This window comes from Actinoplanes lutulentus, assembly GCF_003259845.1.
GTDB lineage: Bacteria > Actinomycetota > Actinomycetes > Mycobacteriales > Micromonosporaceae > Actinoplanes > Actinoplanes lutulentus.
The window spans coordinates 1-21755 of record NZ_QLMJ01000009.1; the positions used below are offsets into that span (position 1 = coordinate 1).

Genomic DNA, 21755 nt, shown 5'->3' on the forward strand with positions numbered 1-21755 from the left:
TTCAAGGTGACCGAGGAGAACGGCTTCGGCCACAAGCAGACCCAGGAACTCGAGCCCGGCCGCGCCGCCTCGGTCAAGACCACCGACGCCAACGGTCACATCAGCACCGCTGAGTACGACCCGCTGGGCCGGCTGATCAAGGGCTGGGCGCCGGGCCGTGCGGGTGCGGCGATCCCGGACTTCGAGGCGACCTACACGATCCCGAAGCCGGACGCTGACGGCATTCGTAAGCCGCCGTACGTCGTCACCAAGGCGCGGGGTCACGAGAACCGCGTCGAAACGTCCATCACGATCTACGACGGTCTGGGTCGTGAGCGGCAGTCGCAGGAGCCGGCCACCGGTGGCGGCCGGCTGATCACTGACACGCTGTACAACAGCTCCGGCGAGGTGTGGCAGACCAACAACGCCTACTTCACCGCAGGCAGCCCGTCCGGCAACCTGTTCACCCCGGATTCGGAGATCGCGGTTCCGAACGCGACCCGGTACACCTACGACGGCCTCGGCCGGGTGCTCCAGGAACTTCCGATCCTGCGCGGCGCCGAGACGCCCGCCAGGGCGACGAAGTACGAATACGGCGAAGACTGGTCGATCGTCCGCAACCCGTCGGGCGCGGCCTCCTACCGGGTGTTCACCGACGCTCTGGGCCGGACCAGCCGGGTGGACACGTTCAACAACGCGGCTACCGCCGGCTTCACCTCGATGCGGTACGAGTTCAACGCGTCCGGTCAGATGGTGAAGGCCACCAACTCCGAGGCGAAGGCCGGCAACGCCTGGTCCTGGACCTACGACCAGCGCAACCGGGTGGTGCAGGCGAAGGACCCGGAAAGCGGCACCACGAGTAACACCTACGACCACCGCGACCGGATCATCTCCACGACCAACGCCAAGGGCACCACACTCGTCACCGAGTACGACGATCTCTCTCGCCCGTCCAAGCAGTACGTGGGCTGGGAGATGACCGACCTGCGGGCTGAGTTCACCTATGACTCGGCGGCGGGCGGCAAGGGCATGCCGGCGACCTCGACGAGGTACACCGACGGTAAGCCGTACAAGCAGACAGTCGCCGGGTACACCAGCGATTACCAGCCGACCGGCACCACGCTGACGCTGCCGGCGGACATCGCCACAGCGTGGGGTCTGAAGACGTCGTACAGCTACAACTACACGTACACCGACACCGGTCTGTCCGAGTCGGTGACGTTGCCGGCGGTCGGTAACTTCCCGAGCGAGAAGCTTCTCGCCCGGTACAACGCCGAGGGCCTGCCCCTCTCGGTCTCGGGCCAGGACTGGTACGGCGCCGAGACTGCGTACTCCCCGTACGGACAGCTGATGCGCTCGACACTCGGTGCACAGCCGTACCGGGTCTGGGCGCTCAACAGCTACGACGAGGCCGACGGTGCTCTCAAGGACCAGCAGGTCTACCGGGAGAACACCGCCGACAAGACCCTCGTCGGTGGTGTCCTGGCGTCACACCGGTCCTATGGCTACGACAATGCGGGCAATGTCACTGCGATCCGCGAGCGTTCGGTCGGGTTCGAGGAGCGGCAGTGCTTCAACTACGACATGGTTGGTCAGCTGACCAAGTCGTGGACGTCGAAGGACCAGGAGTCCTGCGCGGCCGGCCCGGTCGGTACTGACGGCACGGTCAACGTCGCCGCCGGAAAGGACAACGCCGGGTACTGGCAGGAATTCGAGTACGACCTGCTGGGCAACCGCACCAAGCTGGTCGAGAAGGACATCACCGGGGCGACCGCCAAGGACGCCACCAGCACGTACACCTACGGTAAAGCTGACGGCAGCCAGCCCGGCACGCTGACCAAGGTGACGGAGAAGTACACCACTCCGGCCGGTGCGCAGGTCACCGCCGAGGCGGAGCGTCTGTACTCGCTGACCGGCGACACGACCTCGGTCACCTCGGTGCAGACCGGTGAGAAGCAGGAGCTGTCCTGGACCTTCGACGGACAGGTCGAGCGGATCTCCGGCCAGGGCGGCAACGGCAAGACGTCGTACATCGGCCTGAACAACGCCTGTCTCGATGTCAGTGGTGGCGCTGCCGCGGCGGGCGCGAAGGTCCAGCTCTGGGGCTGTAACGGCAGCCCGGCGCAGAAGTGGAGCTTCCGTTCGACGCCGGGTCAGGCGGACGCGAACCTCGGCACCCTGTCGCAGTACGACGGCGGCTGGTGCGCTCAGCCGGCGGCGAACACCGCCGGATCGGCTGTCGCACTGCAGAAGTGTGACGGCTCGGCAGCTCAGCAGCTCCGGCGCACGGTTACCGGTCAGCTGACCCACGTGGCGTCCGGGTTGTGCATCACCGCCACCGCCGACAACACCGGGGTCTCGCTGGTGGCATGTGCCACCGGCAACGCCGGCCAGGTGTGGGCACCGCAGGACCAGACCACCTACATCTACGGTCCTGGCGGTTCCCGGCTGCTCACCATCCAGGGCAAGCAGGCGACGCTGAACCTTGGTGAATCTCAGCTCACCGTTCAGCCGGGCGGCGCGCCGGTCAACACCCAGCGCGCGTACTCGGTGCCGGGTGGCACGGTGCTCCGTTATGCCCAGGGCGGCGCGGCCTCTGCGATGGCCGCGCTGACCGGTGACCATCAGGGCACTCCGTACGCCGAGGTCAGCCTCGCCGGCGGGATGGGTTTCCGGATCCGCAAGCAGGACCCGTTCGGCAACGAACGTGGCACGGCCGTGCTCGCACGCAACATGCAGACACGGGCCGGATTCCTTGGGGCCACGCGCGATGACGCGTCCGGCTTCACGGCGCTCGGCGCGCGATTCTACGACCCGGCGGTGGGCCGATTCCTTTCCCCGGACCCGGTGCTCGACCTGGCTGACCCGCTGCAGTCCAACGGTTACGCCTATGCCCACAACAACCCGGCGACGCACGCCGACCCGACCGGCCGGTCGATCACTCTGACCGCTTCGGAGTTGGCGTCGGCGCTTGCCGGTGCTGGTCTTTCCGCGGCGCAGATCGCTGAGGCGCAGGCCAACGCGAACCGGTCGCTGACCGATGTGATCCTGTCGGCCGCCTGGTCGATGCTCAAGGATTTCATCGGCATCACCGACGCGATGAACTGCTTCGGCGGTGACATGTGGGCCTGCGGCAGCCTGATCATCGGCGCGATCCCCTGGGCGAAACTCGGGAAGATCCCGGCGGTACTCAAGGCCATCGATCGTACGATCGCTGCGATCTCAGCGTGGAAAACCGCCAAGAAGGCGGCAGAAGCGGTGTTGGCCGCTGCGCGAGCAGCGGAAGCAGCGGCACTCAACGCTAAAAAGCTGGCAATCGAAAGGGCCAAGAAGGCGGCACAGGCGGCGAAGAAGAAAGCCGCCGACAAGGTCAATACGACAAGCAACAAGGCAACCACTGCTACGAAGAAAACCGGCGGCGCGGTCCAGAAACAGGCCCAGGCCAAGGCTGCGCCGAAGAGTTCATCTGTTTCCAGTGCCGACGGTGGAAATGGCGGCGGGTCCAGGCCCGGTGGCTCCTCCGGCGGATCCGCTCGGAACAGCGGCGGCTCCAGCGGAGGCGGCGGCGCCGGCAAGGCGGATGACGGTGGCAGTGGCGGCGGCAGTGGCGGTGGCGGCAGTGGCGGTGGCGGCGGAAGCGACGGCGTCATGATCGACTCGGGGACGGCCAGAGCGCTCTCCTCGGCGAATCAGAACATGGCGGATCGCATCCGCAGCCAGATCGGGGACCGGCAGATCTACATGTGCCAGACCGCACTCACCGAGTTCCAAGACGCGGCGTCACGCCTGGCCGGGCCGGTCGAGCGCGATCTCGTCGCGGGACTGATGGGCAAGGTCAGGATCGTGCCCGACAGCCCCACCGCTAGAGCCTCGGCCCTGGTCGAGACCAAGAAGGTCGGCGCGAACGATAAACTGATCTTCGGTACGGCAGACAAACTCGGCATGCAGATCTTCACCGGCGACGAGAAGTTCCTTCGCGGAGCTCTGGCGCAGAATGTCGAGTTCGATGCGATCGTCCATCCTCCGTTCAATTTCCTGGGAAGGTAGATGTGGATCCGATCGCTGACATGGTCGCCACATTGCGTCAGGCGTTTCCCGACGGGATCGGTGACGATTCTTATCTGAGCCTGCTCGCGTGTCTGTACGAGGACATGTCCGACGAGAACCTCTCCAAGACGATCGCGCTCTTCACGGGCCGGAACCGATGGGACGTTTCGAACGACATTCCGCGGGCGTTGTCCGCGCGGAACGCGAACCGCGAGGAGATCGAAGTGGTGGCGGCCCGCTTGCGGGCGGCAGGCTGGGAGCCTGACGAGAGCTGAGTCAGGGCGATCAACCGCACGTTGTACGACAGGCCTGGCCTCGCGGCCAGGCCTGTCGTCTTTGTCAACGCCCGGTGTTTCCGAGCGGTCGCGGGAACGATCATGGCTGGCCGGGTGTTGCTCCGCTTATGACACGTACCTCCCCGGCCGGGCTGCGCCTCTCGATCCTCGACCTCGCGCCCATCGCCCCCGGCGAAACCGTCGCGCAGGCCTTCGCGAACTCCGTCGCACTCGCTCAGACTGCCGAGAGTCACGGTTACGAGCGGATCTGGTACGCCGAACACCACAACATGGCCCGGATCGCCTCCAGTGCGACGAGCCTGCTGATCGGGCATGTCGCCGGGAACACCTCGACGATCCGGCTCGGTGCCGGCGGCATCATGCTGCCGAACCATTCGCCGCTGGTGATCGCCGAGCAGTTCGGCACCCTCGCGTCGCTGTACCCGGACCGGATCGATCTGGGCCTCGGCCGGGCGCCCGGCAGCGACCAGGCCACCATGCGGGCGATGCGCCGCGATCCGATGTCGGCGGAGTCGTTCCCGCAGGACATCCTCGAACTGCAGGGCTATCTCAGCGGCGAGTCACGGATCGAAGGCGTCCAAGCCACGCCCGGCGCCGGAACCAACGTGCCGCTCTACATCCTGGGCTCGTCGATGTTCGGCGCCCGGCTCGCCGCCGCGTACGGCCTGCCCTACGCGTTCGCCTCGCACTTCTCGCCCGGCCTGCTCCACGAGGCGGTCACGGCCTACCGCCAGGAGTTCACCCCGTCGGCGCAGCTGTCGTCGCCGTACGTGATCGCCGGTGTGAACGTGGTGGCCGCCGCCTCGTCGGACGCCGCACGGCATCAGTTCGAGACCACCCGCCGGACGCTGGTGCGCGGCCTGGTCACGCGGTCCTCCGGCCCGGGGGAGTACAGCGACGCGGAGATCGACGCCTTCCTCACCACACCGAACGGCCGTCAGCTCGCCGCGATGCTGACCTACACGGCGGTGGGCACCCCGGACGAGGTGAGCGCGTACCTCACCGATTTCGCCAAGGAGGCCCAGGCCGACGAGCTGATCGTCGCGCATCAGTCGACGCGGATCGCCGACCGCCTGGAGTCCGTGGCCCTGACCGCCTCCGCCGTACTCGGGTAGGAACGGCCGAACAACGCGGCCAGGCTCGCGTCCGAGGCCTCCAGAGCGTCCCGGTCGAAGGTGCTGCCCGCGGCGACCAGCTCGGCGGCCCCGGTGCGGTCCAGCAGTTCGGCGAGCCTGCTCTCCACCCGGGCCGGCGTGCCGACGATCGCCGCCGCGACGGTCTCGTCCATATATTGCCGCTGGCGCGCGGTCCGGGTCACTGCCCGGATCGCCGCCGCCGGCTCCAAAGACGGAAACACCCCATGGGTACGCGCAAAGGCCATCGCCCACGCCTCCGGAACCGCGAGTTCGGCGGCCTCGGCCTCGGTGTCGGCGATCAGCACGTCGAGGCTGATCGCCACCCGCGGCTCCTGTTGCTGCGCCGACGGCCGGAAAGCGCGCCGATAGCCGGCCAGCGCCTCCAGCCCGGGCGCCGGGTCGCCGCCCACACCCAGCAGCGGCCCGCCGACGATCACCGGTAGCCCGAACTCGGCCGCGACCCGAAGCCCGCTCCCGGTGGCCAGCACGGAGAGCGGCACCGGGCCGTCCGGCTGCGGACGCAGCGTGACCTCGGCCGTCCCGTCGAAGTATCCGCGCAGCTCAGCGAGGTCGGCGGCGAAGTCGCTGTCACCCTGCCGCAGCGCCCGCCGCACCGGTGCGGTGAAACCGGGGGAGCGGCCCAGCCCCAGGTCGACCCGGCCCGGAGCGAACGCGGTCAGCATGGCGAACTGCTCGGCGACGACCAGCGGCTGGTGGTGCGGCAGCATCACCCCGGCCGACCCCAGCCGGATCCGCGTCGTCGCTCCGGCGACGGCGGCCAGCAGTACCGCCGGGGCAGCACCGGCGATCCCGGGCACCCCGTGGTGCTCGGCGACCCAGAACCGGTCGTATCCGAGCCGCTCGGCCCGCACGGCCCGCGCGACGCTGCCGCGCAGCGCCGCCGCCTCGGCCTCGCCGGCGCGAGTACGGGACCGGTCCAGCAGCGAGAGTCGAACCCCAGCGTTGATCACACCAGGTCCAGCGCCGCCGGGCCGGGCGCTTGTTCCCAGGAATCGGTCACCGGTGGCGGCTCACTCCGCGAGGATCGGGAGGTGCCGAGCCGGGAGGTACGCGCGGACGTGGGTGGGGGTGGCGCCGTGCCGTTGCGGTTGTCCAGCGCCGCCGTGCTGCGTGCCGTCCTCATCGCGATGGTGGTGGCCGGGCTGGGGTACCTGACCGGGAACGCGGCCCTGCGTCTTGCGCTGCCGCTGCTGTCCGACGTCGGCGCTGCCGTCGCTGTGATGGCGGTGCTGCGCTGGTATCGCGGGACGTACCGGCCGGTCTGGCTGTTCATCGGCCCGGGGCTGCGGCTGGACACGCCGGCGCTCGGGCAGATTCTCACGCTGCTCCCGGTGTACTGCATCGCGGCGATCATGGGTGGTCTGGTACGGCTCGCCCCGGATGGCGGGCCGGTCAAGAACACCCTGCGTTACATGTTCACCGCGCTCGGCATCTCGCTCAGCGGAATGGTCGTGGTCGTCACCCACACGGATCCGGTGACCGGCGGGCAGCCGACCTGGGTGGTGCTGTTCTGGGTGGCGGCGATGCTGTGCCTCGCCGGGGCCGCACTCGACCCGGGCAACAACGAGCTGGGCCGGGTGCCGCAGGGCACCGGTCAGGGCACCGTCCGGTTGCCGTACCTCGGTGTGGGTTTGCTTCTCGGCCCGGTGGTCGGCGGTGTTCCGCAGGTGTTCGGGAGGGCGCCGGACGGGGTGATGCTCTGCGCCGGCCAGGCCGTCATGACCGTCCTGGTGCTGGTCCGACTCAACCAGTCGGAGCGGGACCGGGCCGCGCAGCAGCGGCTGCTGGCCGAGCAGGCGCAACACGACGAGCTGACCGGGTTGCCGAACCGGCGTTACCTGTTCGAGCTGCTGAAGACCCTCGAAGGCGCCGGCGGGGTCGCGGTGCTGTTCTGCGACCTCAACGAATTCAAGCCGATCAACGACGAGCTCGGGCACGAGGCCGGCGACAGCGTGCTGCGTGCCGCGGCGGCCCGGTTGCGCGACGCGGTCCGGGGTGAGGACGTGGTCGGCCGGGTCGGCGGCGACGAGTTCCTGATCATCTGCCCGGACGTACGCCGCGAAGCGGGCCGGCAAGGCCGGCGCCCGCGAACAGCAGCGGTTGCGCACAGCCGGCTGACATCGATCGACGGGGTGCTCTTCTCCTGACGGGCTCCGGCATGGAGAATCGGTCGCCGCCGATCAATGCCGACCGCAGGGAACGAACCATGCCGTTCGATGGGTTCATCTCGTACAGCCATGCCGCCGATGGGCGCCTCGCGCCCGCTGTGCAGCGAGGCCTGCACCGGCTCGCGCGGCCATGGCACCGGCGCCGGGCGTTGTGGATCTTCCGGGACCAGACCGGCCTGGCGGTCACGCCCGGCCTGTGGTCGTCGATCCAGACCGCGATGGACGGTTCGCAGTACTTCGTGCTGCTCGCCTCGCCGGAGGCGGCGCGCTCGCCCTGGGTGAACAAGGAGATCGAGCACTGGGTGGCCACCAAGTCACCGCAGCGGATACTGCCGGTGCTGACCGACGGCGAGTGGCGCTGGGACTCAGCGATCGGTGACTTCACCGGCGATTCCACGGCCGTGCCCGAGGCGCTGCGCGGCGTCTTCGTCGAGGAACCGCTGTATCTGGACCTGCGGTGGGCCCGCGACGACCTGCACCTGACCCTGCGGCACGCCCGGTTCCGGGACTCGATCGCGCAGCTGGCCGCGCCGATGCACGGCGTCAGCAAGGACGAGCTGGAGAGCGAGGACGTCCGCCAGCACCGGCGGGCCCGCCGGCTGTGGTCGGCCGCCACCGCGATGGTGCTGGTCCTCGCGCTGGTGGCCTCGCTGACCGGTGTCCTGGCGATGCGTAACGCCGGCCGGGCCAACGCCTCGGCCGTGGAGGCACGGCGGCAGCAGCAGATCGCCTTCGAACAGCGCGGCAGCGCCGAACGGGCCACCGAGGAGTCGCTGCGGCAGCAGGAGAACGCCCAGACGCAGGAGCAACGGGCGCAGACCGCCGCCGAGGAGACCCGCCGGCAGGGTGTGCTCGCCGGCGAGCAGCGCGCGCTGGCCGACCAGGCCGCGGCGGACGCAGCCCTGCAGAAGGGCAACGCCGAACAGCAGCAGGAGTACGCCCGGCGGGAGAAGGAGAACGCCCAGCGATCCGCCGAGGACGCCCGCCGCGAGCAGGAGGACGCCCGGCGCTCCGCCGAGGATGCCCGCCGGGAGAAGGAGAACGCCCGCCGCCAGCAGGAAGACGCCCGGCGGTACGCCGAGGACGCCCAGCGCCAGAAGGAGAACGCCCAGCAGCAGGAGGAGAACGCGCAACGGTCCGCCGAGGACGCGCAGCGCTCCGCCGAGGAGGCCAAGCGGCAGCAGGAGCTCGCCGACCAGGCGGAAGGCCGGGCCCGGCAGCAGGAGCAGCTCGCGCAGCAGTACCAGGAGCAGGCCCAGCTGGCCATCGAGGAGCGGCAGCGGCAGGAGAAGATCGCGCGGGAGCAGGAGCAACTGGCCCGGGAAGCGGCCGAGGAGGCACGCCGCCAGCGCGAGGAGGCGGCGTTGCAGCGGCGGATCGCGATCAACCAGCGGCTGATCGACCGGGCCCGAGCGATGATCGAATACGACCCGCAGAAGGCCCTGATGCTGGGCGTGGCCGCGCAGCGACTGCACGCCGGCGCGCTGAGCGGTGACCAGCTCAGCCATCTCGTCATGTCGACGCACTACGCCGGTGCTCTCGCCGACGTGGTCGAGGTCGCCGTGGTGGCGAACGGGGTGCTCGCCGCCGCCGGCCCGGACGGGACAGTGGCGCTGTGGGACATCTCCCGCCCGGCGCGGGTCGTCCGGCTGGCCGCCGTGCCGACCGGTGGATCGGCCGGCAAGACGCTGGTGGCCAGCCCGGATGGGCGTACGCTCGCGGTGTTTGAAGGGTTGTCGCCCGTGGTGTTGTGGGATGTGAGCGACCCGGCGCGGCCGGCACGGCTGACGGAGCTCGCTGACGCGGCCGGGACGGTGGCGGTGGCGTTCAGTCCGGACGGGCGTACCGTCGCGACCAGCAACCGGGACAAGAGCACCACCCTGTGGGACGTGGTTCGTGGCCGGGCGCCGGCCGTGCTCAGCACGCTGCCGGGCACGCGGTCGCTGACGTTCGGGCCGGACGGGAAGATCGCGGTGACCAGCGGCGCGACGGCCACCGTGTGGAACCTGGCCGACCGGACGGCTCCGGTCCAGCTCACCACCATCAGCAAGGCCCTGGCCGACGGGGCCGTCGTGTTCAGCCCGAAGCTGCCGGTGGTGGTCATCGAGGAGATCGACGGTTACGTGGTCCCGTGGGACATGCGGAACCCGGCCCTGCCGAAACGCGGTTCCTCGTTGGAAGCGGCGACCGGCGACGCGGCGCTGAGCCGGCTGGCGTTCAGCGCGGACGGGCTCATGCTGGCGCTCAGCGACTCCAGCGGCACGACCCGGCTGCGCAACCTCTCGCTCGGCGCGATCGCCGGCCAGACCTCGTTGATCGGCCGGGTCGCCACCCTGACCGGCCGCGACGGCCCGATCCGGTCGGCGGCACTCAGCGCCGACGGGAAGATGCTGATCACCTCCGGTGAACGCCGGACCGCGACGCTGTGGAACACCCGGGGCGCCTTCGGCCGGGAGACGATCGCCGCGCTGGTCAGGCCGGACCCCGCGGACGTGGTGGGGGTGGCGTTCGGTCCCGACGGCCGATCGGTGATCGCCGCCGACGCACCGGGAACGACGGTGACCTGGGATCTGACCGATCCGGCCAAACCGGTACAGGGCGCGGCCGTGCAGCTGAACAGCGGACGGATCCAGCTGATGGACCAGAGCCGGGACGGGCACACCCTGGCCGTCGGCGGCATGGACGAGGTGGTGACGCTCATCGACATCAGCCGCCCGGCCGAGCCCGCGGTGCTGACCAGGATCACCGACCCCGGCGACGTGAGCACGTTCACCTTCAGCCCGGACGGGAGCGTCCTCGCGGTCGGCCGGACCAACGGCCGGACGTCGCTGTACGACATGGCGAATCCGGCCCGGCCCGCCCCGCTCGCCGAACTCACCGACCGCGGATTCCTCAACGGGCTCTCGTTCAGCGGCGACGGGCGCACCCTGGCCGTGGCCGCCGGATACAACGTGTCGCTGTGGGACCTGACCGACCGGTCCGCCCCGGTTCGCCACACCGAGCTCTCGCTGGGTGCGTCCACCCTGGCGGTGGCGCTCAGCCCGGACGGGCGCACCCTCGCCGCCGGCGTCGGCTGGGGTGGATCGGCGAGCCTCTGGGACATCGCCGACCCGGCCCGCCCGCACCGGCTCGCCACCATGAAGGACGCCGAGAGCGTGGTGATGTGGCTGGGCTTCAGCCCGGACGGAACCGTGCTGGCCACCGGCGGGATCAGCGAGGCGCACCTGTGGGAGGTCACCGACCGGACCTCACCGGTACGGTTCTCCACGCTGGTGCACAACCAGCTCCGATCCCGCGACCTGGTGTTCAGCTCGGACGGGCACACCCTGGCGGCCGCCGGAAGCCGATCCGTCACGCTGTGGGACTACTCGGTGCCGAAGGCCCTGTCCGCCGACCCCGGCACGCACGCCTGCACTCTCACCGGGCGCGGGCTCAACGCCGAGGAGTGGGCGCAGTACGTGCCCGAACTCCCGTACCAGGCGACCTGTTGACCGGGAGGCCGTGCGCGGGTCTCTAGGCTGTGGGCATGAAGGTCTTGTCCATCCAGTCGGTGGTCGCGCACGGCCATGTCGGCAACTCCGCGGCCGTGTTCCCCCTGCAGCGCATCGGTGTCGAGGTCGTGCCGATCCCCACGGTGAACTTCTCCAACCACACCGGGTACGGCGCCTGGCGGGGCCCGCTCATCCCGCCGCCGGACGTGGCCGAGATCCTGCTCGGGGTCCAGGAGCGCGGGGTCTTCCCGCAGATCGACGCCGTGCTGTCCGGATATCAGGGCGGCGCGGGCATCGCCGACGTCATCATCGACGCCGTCCGCCGGGTCAAGGCCGCGAACCCCTCAGCGGTGTACGCGTGCGACCCGGTGATGGGCAACGCCAAGTCCGGATGCTTCGTCGCGCCGGAGATCCCGGTGCTGTTGCGCGACCGGGTCGTGCCGGTGGCCGACATCATCACGCCGAACCAGTTCGAGCTGGGCTTCCTGACCGGCACCGAGCCGGCCAGCATCGAGTCGACCCTCGCCTCGGCCGACCTGGCCCGCGCCATGGGTCCCTCTACCGTGCTGGTCACCAGCGTGGAACGCCCGGACCGGGAGGAGGGCACGATCGAGATGCTCGTCGTCGACCCGGCCGGCGCCTGGATCGTCACCACCCCGCACCTGCCGTTCAAGGCTAACGGCTCCGGCGACGTCACGGCGGCGCTGTTCACCGCCCACTACGTGCAGACCAAGAGCGCGGCGGTGGCTCTGGAACGCACCGCGTCCAGCGTCTTCGACCTGATCGAGACCACGTACCGCTCCGGCGAGCGCGAGCTGCGGCTGGTGCAGGCCCAGGAGTTCTACGCCACGCCGCGTATGCAGTTCAGCGCCAAGCAGGTCCGCTGACCCCTTGGGGCGGTGGTGGCACAGGCATGACAGGTTCGACCGTACCGGCTCGCCGGTGCTCAGCTACGGCGTCGGCGGCCTTCGATGGGGAGGCCGCTTCAGCCTGGCAAGCCATCTGTGGCGGGCCGTCTGCCCGTGGCGTGCGGGTCTCCTGTGGCGGGGAGGACGCTGGGGTCGCGGGAGACGGCTGCCGCGGGGGCGACCGTGCCGGGGGCGATAACGCCGCCGGAGGCGGGGTTCACGGTCGTCCGTGGGACGACGGCGGTGCCACAGGCCGGCCGCCGCGATCAGTGCCATGGCCGCTGCCTCGATGAGGCGGGCCAGGGTGATCAGCGTTTCCGGGTCAGGCAGGTCGACCATCTCGACTCCTCGGTGTGTGCGATCTGCTACACGACCAAGGCTTGAATGTCCGGGAGTCAAGCGAAAGGGCTTGCGGCTCAATACCGACATCTCTTGACGCGTCCGGCTATCGCGCGATGTCCAGAATGGCGATCATCGCCTGTCAATTGACGCGGTGAGATGATCAGAAAGGACGCGCCGCGCCCCGTCCGTATGTCATAGCGAAATCCCGGACGGGATGTCCGTGCAATGCACGTCCGTCATTGTGGACGCATGTCCTGCATGGAATGCTCAAGCTTGACAAAATTGACGCGCCACCGAGCTGGAGCGTATCGACGTGGCCATCCCGATGCCGGGTCGCGACAGAGTCCCTGACGGGCCGGTGCGCGACTTCGTCACGGCCATGCATGAGATCTATGACGCGGCGGGCCAGCCCGCGAGCCGCCTCATTGCCAAGACCACTCTTGCGCTTCCTTCCAAGGACTACCAGGCGGTGTCGCACGAGACGGTGAGCGGCACCCTGCGTGGCGGTGCGGTTCCCGCCTGGGAGAAGGTCCGCTCGATCCTGAAGGTGCTGACCGACGGGTTGCCCGACGACGTCGAGCTGCCAGACACCGAGCTTCGGATGAGAGCCCTGTGGACAGCCGCCCGGCACCGGGTTCAGGACCCGCCCGTCTCCGCCTCGCGGCGGCCGCCGGTGACGATCGCGCTGTCATCGGCCCGGCTGCCCGCCGAGGCGGTGCCGATGGCCGGGTTTCGCCCGCGGCCGGCGCCCGGTTTCGTCGGGCGGGCGACGCTGATCGCGGCGGTGCACACGGCTCTGACGAGCCCTGACGACGTCAGGCTGGTCCTCTTCGGTGGCGTGGGCGCGGGTAAGACCCAGACGATCTTGCATTACCTGGACCGGCATCATGGCGCCGATCGGCCGCTCTGGTGGGTGCCGTGCACGACGGCGGATACCGCCCGCGCGTCGCTGATCGAGCTGGCGGCCGCGCTCGGCGTCGACCGCCACCACCGGGTCGATCGCACCGTCCGGCTGGTGCTGGAGGCGCTCCAGGCGCGCCGTTTCCCGTACTTGATGATTTTTGACGGGCTCGACGATCCTGATCTGTTGCGCTTGGTCCCGAACGGCGGGCACGTCGTCATCACCACCCGTGATCCGGCGTTCGGCGACGACGGATCGAGTGTCGGGATGGAGGTTCCTGATCTCGAGCCGGCCGACGCCGAGCTCCTGCTGCGTACGCATGATCCGGACCTGCCGGCGTGGCTGATAGCGGAGGTCATCGCGGCGTACGGACCGTCACCCCTCGCCATGCGCCAGCTGGTGTCCTGGTCGCGGGTCGCCGGCCGGCAGGTCGGCGTGATCGGCGACGCCGACCCGGCCGAGTGTCTGACAACGGTGCCCGCGGACGGCTACGGCAGCAGTGCCTCATTGGCGCTGCTGCTGGCCCTCGATCGGCTGGACGCGGCGAGCGGCCAGGCACTGCGCCTGCTGGAGGCGTTGTCCTGCTTCGCTCCGATCCGGATTTCGACGAAGCTGCTCGGCCGTGGTGCGAACGCCACGGCGAGCCCGGGCAGCGTCCTGGCCGAGACACCGCGCGGTGAGGTGGCGCTGAACCTGGCGATCCTCGAACTGCGTCGCCGGGGTCTGGCCCGGCTCACCGGTGACGGCGTGGAGGTGCTGCCCCTGGTCCGGATGGTGGTGCGGGGGACGCTGGCCGGCGAGGAGGCCGCCCGGGCATATCGGCGCGCCCACGCGATGCTGGCCGCGGTCAATCCGGGCCGGCCTGACGATCAGCGCTCGGCGACCGACATGTATGAGGGGATCGCCGCTCACGTGGACGCGACGGGACTGGTGTGGTCGGAAGATCTGAAGGCACGGGAGACGGTGTGCGACCAGGTCCGCTTCCGTTATCTGGCCGGCGACTACAACGTGGCATGTGACCTGGGGGAACAGGCCTACAAGGCCTGGCGGCCGGGTAATGACCCCTCGACGGACGACCATCTGCTGCTGCGGATGTCGCACGAGTGGGCGAACGCCCTTCGTGCCACCGGGCAGTACGAGCGGGCCGGTGAGCTGACCCGTGGGGCGATGAGCCAGCTCGGAGTGGATCCGGCATACGGCGAAGACCATCCGTACACCTTGGCGATGGCCGGCAGCCGAGCCGCGGATCTGCGGATCGCCGGTGACTACCGGCGGGCGCTGGAGGTCGATGAGGAGACCTACGAGCTCTGCAAGGCTCGGTTCGGCGAGGACCATCCACGCACCGTCATGAGCCTGCACAACCGGGGGATCAGCCTGCGGCTCAACGGGGAGTTCCGGCAGGCGGAGCAGACCGACCGGGAGGCGCTGGCGCGGCATCGCGAGGAGTTCGGTGACGCCAATTGGCGCACCCTGCTGTCGATGAACGCGCTCGCTGAGGATCTCAACGGCCAGGGGCGTCACCAGGACGTTCTCACCGAATTGGAGCCGATGCTGGCGCGTGTCACGTCGCAGGAGCACACCCGGATGGATCGTGGTCTGCTGCTGGCGCAGAGGGCGCTGGCCCTGGCTCAGCGCGGGATCGGCCGCTGGACAGAGGCGCTCGGACTGCTGGAGAGCTCGTACGCCGACTGCGTCCGGCTGTTCGGTGAGGGCCACGAGTACCCACTGGCCCTGCGGATGAGCCGCGCCAACACGCTGCACCTGCTGAACCGCACCGATGAAGCGGTCGAGGAGCTTTCGCAGGGCATCACGGACTACCGCCGGTTGTTCGGCCACGGCAATCCGCTGACCGTGGTTGCCGAGATCAATCTCGCGAACGCGCTGCGAGCTCGGGGCGATCATTCGCTGGCGATCCGCATCGACGGGCACGGTAGCGAGACGCTTATCGACCGGGTCGGCCGTGATCATCCGTTCTCAGTGGCCGCACTCGTCAACCTGGCGTCGGATTACGCGCTGGGCGAGCACCCGAACCGGCTGGTCGCCTCGCGCAAGGCGGTCGAGTTCGCGTTACGCGCCTACACCGTCCTCGACCACCCGCACGTGATCGCGGCCGAGGCGAACCTGGCGGCCGATCTGGCGGCCGCAAACCTCCCGCTGGCCGCGGAGAAGCGGCTCGAGGTGCTGCGGCGTCTGGAGGCTCGGTACGGCCCGGAGCATCCGGCGGCGAGAACTGTCGCACGGGGCGAGCGCGTCGATTGCGTTCTTGAGCCTCCGCTCGTTTAACTGTTCTTGACAAGAATTGGTCATATTCCCCTCACAACGGCCGGCCGCGCTGGTGATTGCGCACGGGAATTCGCCGGTTCTCCGATCGATCCAGCGGCTGCAGGCGAATCCGATGGCACGCCAGGCACAACGGCATAGCTTCGCTCGGTGGATCAGCCGGCCTCGTGGATCAGCCGGCCTCGGTGGATCAGGTCGGCGGTGGCTCGATGTCGCATTCGAGTCGTTCGCCGGCCCTGGCCGCGGTGAGCTCCGGGTGCGGAGGAGCGAGCGCCTGGCCCAACTCCTCCAGTGATGTGCTGAGCAACTGGTCAGCCTCGGTGGTCGCCCCGGCCGAGCGTAGGTCGTGGGAGAGGTTCACCGCCCGGGCGATCAGGTACGGATGCCGGGCGCCGCCGCGCACCTCGTGCGGGCCACCGGAGACCCTGCGGCTGCGGTCCAGCACGTCCGTGGAGAGCGACACGGCCTCAGCCGTGTCGCCGCGCAGGGCGTGATCAGTCGCCAGCGAGGTACCGGCGCAGAGGGTGTACGGGTGGTCCGCTCCCAGCGTCGCGGTCAGCTGCTCGTAGGCCTCGGCGTCGATCTCCGCCGCGAAATCGTGCTCCCCGGCCGCGCGCCGCGCGATCGCTTCGTTGACGAGTGCGCTGAGGGTGAGCGGATGCCGGTCGCCGAAGTACTCCCGGTAGCGGGTTACCGCCTCTCTGAGGTGTTGCAGCGCGCCGGCGATGTCGCCGCTCTGGCGCAGCAGGTTTCCGTAACTCGTCAGCGCGGCGACGGTGTACTCGTGGTGGGGGCCGAACCGGGCGAGCGTCTGATCCAGGTTCTCGCTCAGCACGGCGGCCGCGTCCTGGAGCCGTCCGGCTTTGCGGAGCAGGATTCCGTACGTCCGGCCGGACAACAGCACGAGGCGGTGGCCACTGCTGCGTTCGTTGAGCAGCGCCTCGCGCCAACCCTCGACCACTGCGATCCCGGCCTGGTACGCGCCCAGCCCGTAGTAGTCACGGGCGATGTTCATGTAGGCCTCGAGGGCGCCGAAGCTGGTGGTGAGCGCACTGCCGGCCTCACGGCCCGGGCTCTCCTGCCCGGTGGCCTCCCAATAGTTCAGCGTGTCCTGGTCGAGGTCGGCCGCCGCGGCGAAATCGCCGACCATGCGGTAGGCGACGGCTAGGTTCGACTGGGCGTTAAGGATGTAGGGCGCGGGATGATGGAACACCTCCCGATGCCGTTCCAGCGATTCCCGCGAGAACGACAGCGAAACCGCGTACTCGCCCCGGATGCGAAGAGCCTGGGCAATCTGGTTACCCATCACCAGGGTGGGCCGTGCGTTCTCGCCGAGGTGCCGGCGCATCAACTCGTACGTATCTGTGGTGATCTCGTCGGCCGGGTAGCTCTCGCCGAGCGCGCGCCTGGCGTTGGCGATGTGCGCCCGTCCGTTGAGGGTCAGCTCGCCGTGCGGTCCGAGTTTCGGGTCGTGGGTCTCCCTCTCCCAATGGGCGACGGCGTCCGTGGCGAGGCGATTGCTGTTCTCGTAGTCGCCCATGTTGTAGAGGTAGCGGACGTGGTCGAGGACCGTGGTGCGCGCGGCGATGCTCTCCGCGCTGATCATGGATGCGGGAAGAAGATGGGGCCCGATCTCGCGGTGCAGGTCGAGGTCGGCGCGCGAGTCCCTCTCGTCCGGGTCGCCGGGGTTCGCGCTGGCCAGCAGGTTCTGCACGCTTCGCAGGATCTCGGCGGCTGTCGCATCGTCCATGACGTCACGGAGCACTGCCTGGACGAGCCGGTGGACCCGGAGGCGCTGAGCGTTGTCGACCTTGACCAGGCCGTACCGGGTGAGGTCACGAATCGCGATGTTGATTCTGATCGAGTTGCCGAGCAGGGTGCGCAGCGGCTCCACCACCATGGTGGACTGCCCGAATCGCAGCAGCGAGATCGGAACCGGCTCGCCTCCGAGGAAGGCGAACAGTTCCAGTAGTTGAGCGGTCGCCGGGGTCTTGGTACGCAAGCGGTCGATCGCCAGCGTGACGAACGCGACGACCGAGTCGGGGTAACCCGCCGGCTTGCCCTCGGAGAGCAACTCGTTCTGGTGCCGCTTGAGCAACTCGATGTACTCGCTGACCGGCATCCGGGTGAGCAGGTACCACGACGCCGCCTGCTCCAGCGCCAGCGGAAGGTCACCGAGGCGGTCGGCGAGCCGATCGGCGTCGACGGTGCTGATGCTGTTGTCGGTGCGGCGGCGCAGCAGATCGATGCTCTCGTCGCGCTCGAAGACGTCGACCTCGATGTCGGTGCCGAACGCTGCCCACTCCTTGTTACGCGTGGTGACGACGACGTCCCCGCCGGTGGACGGCAGGTACTCGTCGATCGAGTCCGGGTCGTTGGCGTTGTCGTAGACCAGCAGCCACTTCATCGTCCCGGCGGCCAGCGTGTCGAGCACGAGCCGGGCGGTCTGCTGCGCGTTCTCACCGGGCCGGACGCCGAGCTGTCCGGCCAGCTGCTCCAGCGACGCGAGCACACCGGCAGTGGCGTCGGCGGGAATCCACCAGACCAGGTCGTAGTCGTCGAGGTGCCGGTACACGTACTCCAGGACCAGCTGGGTCTTGCCGACACCGCCCATGCCGTGCACGGACTGCGGCAGCACGGCCGCCTTGGACCCGGAGGCCAGCGTGGTGGCCAGCCGGTCGAGCAGCACCGTTCGGCCGGTGAAGTTGTGGTTCTGCAACGGCACACCACCCCGGATGGCCCGGGTACTGGAGACCCGTCGCCGCGGCTCGTCCGGGCCGGCCTCGTCGCGCTCGGCGAGTCGCAACGCGTCGTAGTCCGTCTCGGAGACGCCGAGGCCGCCCGCCACGTCGGTGGCCCACTGTCGCAGGGAGTTGCCGGTGCTGGTGCCGACCAGCCGGGCGAGCCGGATCACGAACCGGAGCAGGGGCGGCACGCCGCCGTCCGGGACCGGCTGCTGTTCCATGACCCGGACGACCGCGTCCCAGTCACGCCAAATATTGAAATTCTGTAACTCCGGCACCTCGGACAGCTCGTCGAGGGCCTTGAAGACCGACGTGGTGCCGACCTCACCAAGCATCCGGCACAGGTCGAAGCGGTCCGGTCGGGACAGCAGCAACGGGCGACGCAGATCGAGCGCGATTTCGGCGGCACGCAACGCGGCCGCCTCCGGATGATGGTCGGCGACGACCCGAGTGAAGATCACTGTCGCGCCGCTGAGCAGGTCAAAAGAATTGATCAAGGACAATAGATCGCGTCGCGGATCAGGGGAGCGTCGGGTCGGGAATTTTCGCCGGAGGAGGCTGGCGGAATGATCAACCGCACGATCTCGGGCGTCCCCGTCAGAAAGGGCGTTGACCTGTAACAACGCGTCGACCAATGCGTCGAGCGGCTTGATTTCCGGCACGGCTCATCAATCCTTGGATGCGATTTGATGTGTGCGCGCATGGTAACTGGATTCCAGCCGGGACAGATCCCCCGATCGTGGTTACGGCCCCCCGTAGACGAGTTTTCGGCAGGCCGGGATCACGGCCCCGGCGCGTGCTGTGTGGACGGCGGCGGCGCGGGAACTACGGTGGTCCGATGTCTACGAGATTGTCACCTGCGGAGTGGGCGCGGCGGCGCCGTGCCGATCACGTCGACCGGAGGCTTGAGGTCGCCGGGGCGAGGGCGTTCGGGCGGCTGGGGCGGCTCGGCGACGACTGGCACATCGTCGACTGGTCGCAGACCGGGTTGTCGCGGCGGCACGACGAGAACGACCCGGTCCGTGCCCGGGCCGGGTTCCTGGCGATCGGGCCGGGCGGGGTCTACGCGGTCACCATCGCCGACCAGGGACTCTCCCGGGTCCTGATCGTCGGTGACGTGGTGCAGATCAACGGCAGGCGACTTCCGTACGTGGCCGAGGCCCGTCGCGCCGCCAGCCGGGCCGCCGCCGCGTTCGCCGCGGCGGCCGGTGTCGAGGTGCCGGTCACCCCGGTGCTCGCGTTCGCCGGCGTCGGCGCGATGAGCACTCACGGCCTGCCCACCACGTGCCTGGTCGCCACCGATCGTGAGCTGGACAAACTCCTGGTGGCCGGTGGCAGCCGGATCAACCCGGGTACGGCGGCCCGGCTCGCGCGGATCGCCCGGGAGCGTGCTGTCGACCAGGCGCCGGCCAACGGGCACGTTACGCCGTACCCTCGGCGGGGTTGATCTTTAAGGTTGTTTAAGGTTTGTCGCCCGTCCGATGGTGAACTCACGCTCGTAGATGCGGTCATGAGACGCACCTACAGGCGGCCGGGCAGCGGCTTCAGCGGACGTAATCGCAAGATCGTGATCGGGCTCGTGGCGGCCGTGGTGGTCGGCGGCGGGCTTGCGGTGGGCACCGGGCTGAGCAGTGCCTCCACGTTCTGCGACGGGCTGGACGAGCAGATCCAGGTGACCCGGGACTTCATGGCGGAGCAGCGGGCCAACCCGAACGCGCAGACCGAGGCGATCCTGGCGAACCGGCAGGCGGTGCTCGATCTGATCAACGTGCAGAAGGCGCAGGGCGGTTGCGGGGGAGCGGTCGAGGTGCCGGTGGCCCAGCCGACGACGGAGGCGCCCGTAGAGGAAGAGACCGAGGCGCCGGTCGAGGAAGAGACCGAGGCGCCCGCTGAGGAAGAAACCGAGGCTCCCGCTGAGGAAGGGGCCGCGGGCGGCGATGTCGTCTGTGCCGGCTCGACGGTCACGCTCTCCGGTGAGGCCGGCGCGCCCGCGGCGTCCAGCGGCACGTTCCCGATCGGCACCCGGCTGCGGGTGACCAACCTGGACAACAGCAAGAGCATCACGGTGACCGTGGCGTCCACGTCGGGCAGTTGCATCCTGCTCAACAACGCGGCCTTCGAAGAGGTCCGCGAGCCCGGCAAGTTCCTGATCCGGCGCGCCGTGATCGAACGGGTGGGCTGACCCCGTCAGTTCGCGTCGGTGAGCGCGTCGAGGACGAAGGCCTGGTCCTCGGCGCGCAGCAGCAGGAACGTCGGGACGGTACGCGTGCCGTCCGCGCGGAAGCTGACCTCTCCGGACACGACAGTGGTGTCGGTGGTGGTCAGCGCCTGCCGGATCGCCGAGGGCTCGCTGCTCCCGGCGCGCCGGATCGCGTCGACGGCCACCTGCACGGCGTCGTACGCCTCGACCGTCGACGGCCCCGGACTCGTACCGAAGGCCGCCTTGTACCGGGCCGACCATTCCTTGAGAGTGGGCATCAGCTCGGGGAACAGCAGGGCGGTGCCGTAAACGCCGGTGCTCTGGGCCGTGGTCAGGTCGTTGAGCAGCGGGCCGTCGGTGGCGCCGTCGCCGACCACGATCCGGCCGCGGAAACCCTGGGCGCGCAGGTCCTTGATCAGCTGGTTCGCCTCGGCGTAGTAACCGGTGAAGTAGACAGTGTCGGCCTTGCCGCTGATCACGGTCTGCGCGATGCGCTCGTAGTCGGGCGCGCCCTGGCTGAGCTTGATCTCGTCGGTGATGGTCAGCGTCTTGGTGCGCTTCGCCTCGGCGACCGAGGAGTCGGCCAGGGTCAGCGAGAAACTGGTGCCGTCGTGCACCACGGCCAGCCGGCTGCCGCCGAGGCGATGGATGCGATCGACGGCGAAGACGGCCTCGGCGCCCACGGTCCCGCAGATGAGGAAGACGCTGTCGTACCCGGGTTCGGTGAGGTCCGTCGAGTTGGCCTGGGCGATGACCATCGGGATGCCGGCGTCCCGGAAGATCCGCAGGGTGGGTACGACGGCACTGCTGCAGTACCCGCCGACCGACACCGCGATGCCGTCCTTGACGATGTCCTGGGCGGCGCTCACCGCGGTACCCGGGTCGCAGGCGTCGTCAGCGGTGACCAGCTCGATCTGCTTGCCGAGCACTCCGCCGGCCGCGTTCAGCTCGTCCACCGCCAGCTGGGCGCCGTTGCGCATCGACTCGCCGGAGTGATTGCTGCGGCCGGTCAGGGGCAGCACGCTGCCCAGCCTGATCGTGGTGGCCGATGCCTCCGACGCGGCTTTTCCGGCCCGGTCCGAGGAATCCTGGTCCGGCGATCCGCAGGCGGCCAGCACGGCCGAGACGAGCGCGGCGGTCGTCAGACCCAGCACGATCCGGCTCTGCACCGAGGGACTCCGTTCGCGAGACTCGGACTTCTGTTCGGCGTTTGTGACCTGAGTCTGAGGTGTTTTCCCTTGA

The 21755-nt window shown here is 69.4% G+C and carries 12 protein-coding genes; 9 read left to right on the top strand and 3 right to left on the bottom strand.

Translation table 11 applies throughout. The features are described from left to right. From B0I29_RS20035 to B0I29_RS20045, 3 genes are all read left to right on the top strand, one after another. On the top strand, positions 1-4026 hold a 4026-nt coding region (locus B0I29_RS20035), incomplete at its 5' end, for a ricin-type beta-trefoil lectin domain protein (protein ID WP_146616830.1). 2 nt (positions 4027-4028) lie between these two features. Next, the gene (locus B0I29_RS20040) at positions 4029-4301 is read left to right on the top strand and encodes a DUF3349 domain-containing protein (protein WP_111650566.1); all 273 of its coding nucleotides are present in this window, start codon (positions 4029-4031) and stop codon (positions 4299-4301) included. A gap of 128 nt (positions 4302-4429) precedes the next feature. After that, positions 4430-5437 carry an LLM class flavin-dependent oxidoreductase gene (locus B0I29_RS20045; protein ID WP_111650567.1) on the top strand — a complete coding sequence of 336 codons (1008 nt, stop codon included), beginning with the start codon at positions 4430-4432 and terminating at the stop codon, positions 5435-5437. On the opposite strand, the gene B0I29_RS20050 is transcribed toward B0I29_RS20045, so the two are convergent. Continuing rightward, complete coding sequence (locus tag B0I29_RS20050) at positions 5371-6429, bottom strand: MsnO8 family LLM class oxidoreductase (protein WP_245972634.1); 1059 nt, start codon at positions 6427-6429, stop codon at positions 5371-5373. The genes B0I29_RS20045 and B0I29_RS20050 overlap by 67 nt on opposite strands. An 81-nt stretch (positions 6430-6510) precedes the next feature. Between B0I29_RS20050 and B0I29_RS20055 the strand changes: the two genes are divergently transcribed. The 4 genes from B0I29_RS20055 to fxsT (B0I29_RS20075) all read left to right on the top strand — a co-directional run bounded on the left by B0I29_RS20055 (position 6511) and on the right by fxsT (B0I29_RS20075) (position 15572). Then, the gene (locus tag B0I29_RS20055; protein ID WP_220091372.1) at positions 6511-7626 is read left to right on the top strand and encodes a sensor domain-containing diguanylate cyclase; all 1116 of its coding nucleotides are present in this window, start codon (positions 6511-6513) and stop codon (positions 7624-7626) included. Between the two features lie 59 nt (positions 7627-7685). Next, a complete protein-coding gene (locus B0I29_RS20060; protein WP_111650791.1) occupies positions 7686-11138 on the top strand; it encodes a TIR domain-containing protein in 3453 nt (1150 codons plus the stop codon). Between the two features lie 35 nt (positions 11139-11173). After that, positions 11174-12025, top strand: coding sequence for a pyridoxal kinase PdxY (pdxY, locus tag B0I29_RS20065; RefSeq protein ID WP_111650568.1), 852 nt, complete (start codon positions 11174-11176; stop codon positions 12023-12025). A gap of 676 nt (positions 12026-12701) precedes the next feature. Next, on the top strand, positions 12702-15572 hold the full coding sequence (gene fxsT / locus B0I29_RS20075) for an FxSxx-COOH system tetratricopeptide repeat protein (protein WP_111650570.1): 2871 nt from the start codon (positions 12702-12704) through the stop codon (positions 15570-15572). A gap of 187 nt (positions 15573-15759) precedes the next feature. On the opposite strand, the gene fxsT (B0I29_RS20080) is transcribed toward fxsT (B0I29_RS20075), so the two are convergent. Next, on the bottom strand, positions 15760-18975 hold the full coding sequence (gene fxsT, locus B0I29_RS20080) for an FxSxx-COOH system tetratricopeptide repeat protein (RefSeq protein WP_220091373.1): 3216 nt from the start codon (positions 18973-18975) through the stop codon (positions 15760-15762). A gap of 176 nt (positions 18976-19151) precedes the next feature. On the opposite strand from fxsT (B0I29_RS20080), the gene B0I29_RS20085 reads away from it, so the two are divergent. Further along, entirely contained in the window at positions 19152-19760 is a 609-nt protein-coding gene (locus B0I29_RS20085) for a hypothetical protein (RefSeq protein WP_111650572.1), read from the top strand. A 63-nt stretch (positions 19761-19823) separates the two neighbouring features. After that, on the top strand, positions 19824-20495 hold the full coding sequence (locus B0I29_RS20090; protein ID WP_111650573.1) for a hypothetical protein: 672 nt from the start codon (positions 19824-19826) through the stop codon (positions 20493-20495). Positions 20496-20500: 5 nt separating this feature from the next. On the opposite strand, the gene B0I29_RS20095 is transcribed toward B0I29_RS20090, so the two are convergent. Further along, the gene (locus tag B0I29_RS20095) at positions 20501-21682 is read right to left on the bottom strand and encodes a branched-chain amino acid ABC transporter substrate-binding protein (protein ID WP_111650574.1); all 1182 of its coding nucleotides are present in this window, start codon (positions 21680-21682) and stop codon (positions 20501-20503) included. Positions 21683-21755 lie beyond the last annotated feature (73 nt).

Excerpts from the sequence above, each read along its gene's own strand:
- B0I29_RS20045 (WP_111650567.1), top strand. The coding sequence starts at position 4,430 with ATGACACGTACCTCCCCGGCCGGGCTGCGCCTCTCGATCCTCGACCTC.
- B0I29_RS20060 (WP_111650791.1), top strand. The coding sequence starts at position 7,686 with ATGCCGTTCGATGGGTTCATCTCGTACAGCCATGCCGCCGATGGGCGC.
- pdxY (WP_111650568.1), top strand. The coding sequence starts at position 11,174 with ATGAAGGTCTTGTCCATCCAGTCGGTGGTCGCGCACGGCCATGTCGGC.
- B0I29_RS20085 (WP_111650572.1), top strand. The coding sequence starts at position 19,152 with ATGTCTACGAGATTGTCACCTGCGGAGTGGGCGCGGCGGCGCCGTGCC.
- B0I29_RS20090 (WP_111650573.1), top strand. The coding sequence starts at position 19,824 with ATGAGACGCACCTACAGGCGGCCGGGCAGCGGCTTCAGCGGACGTAAT.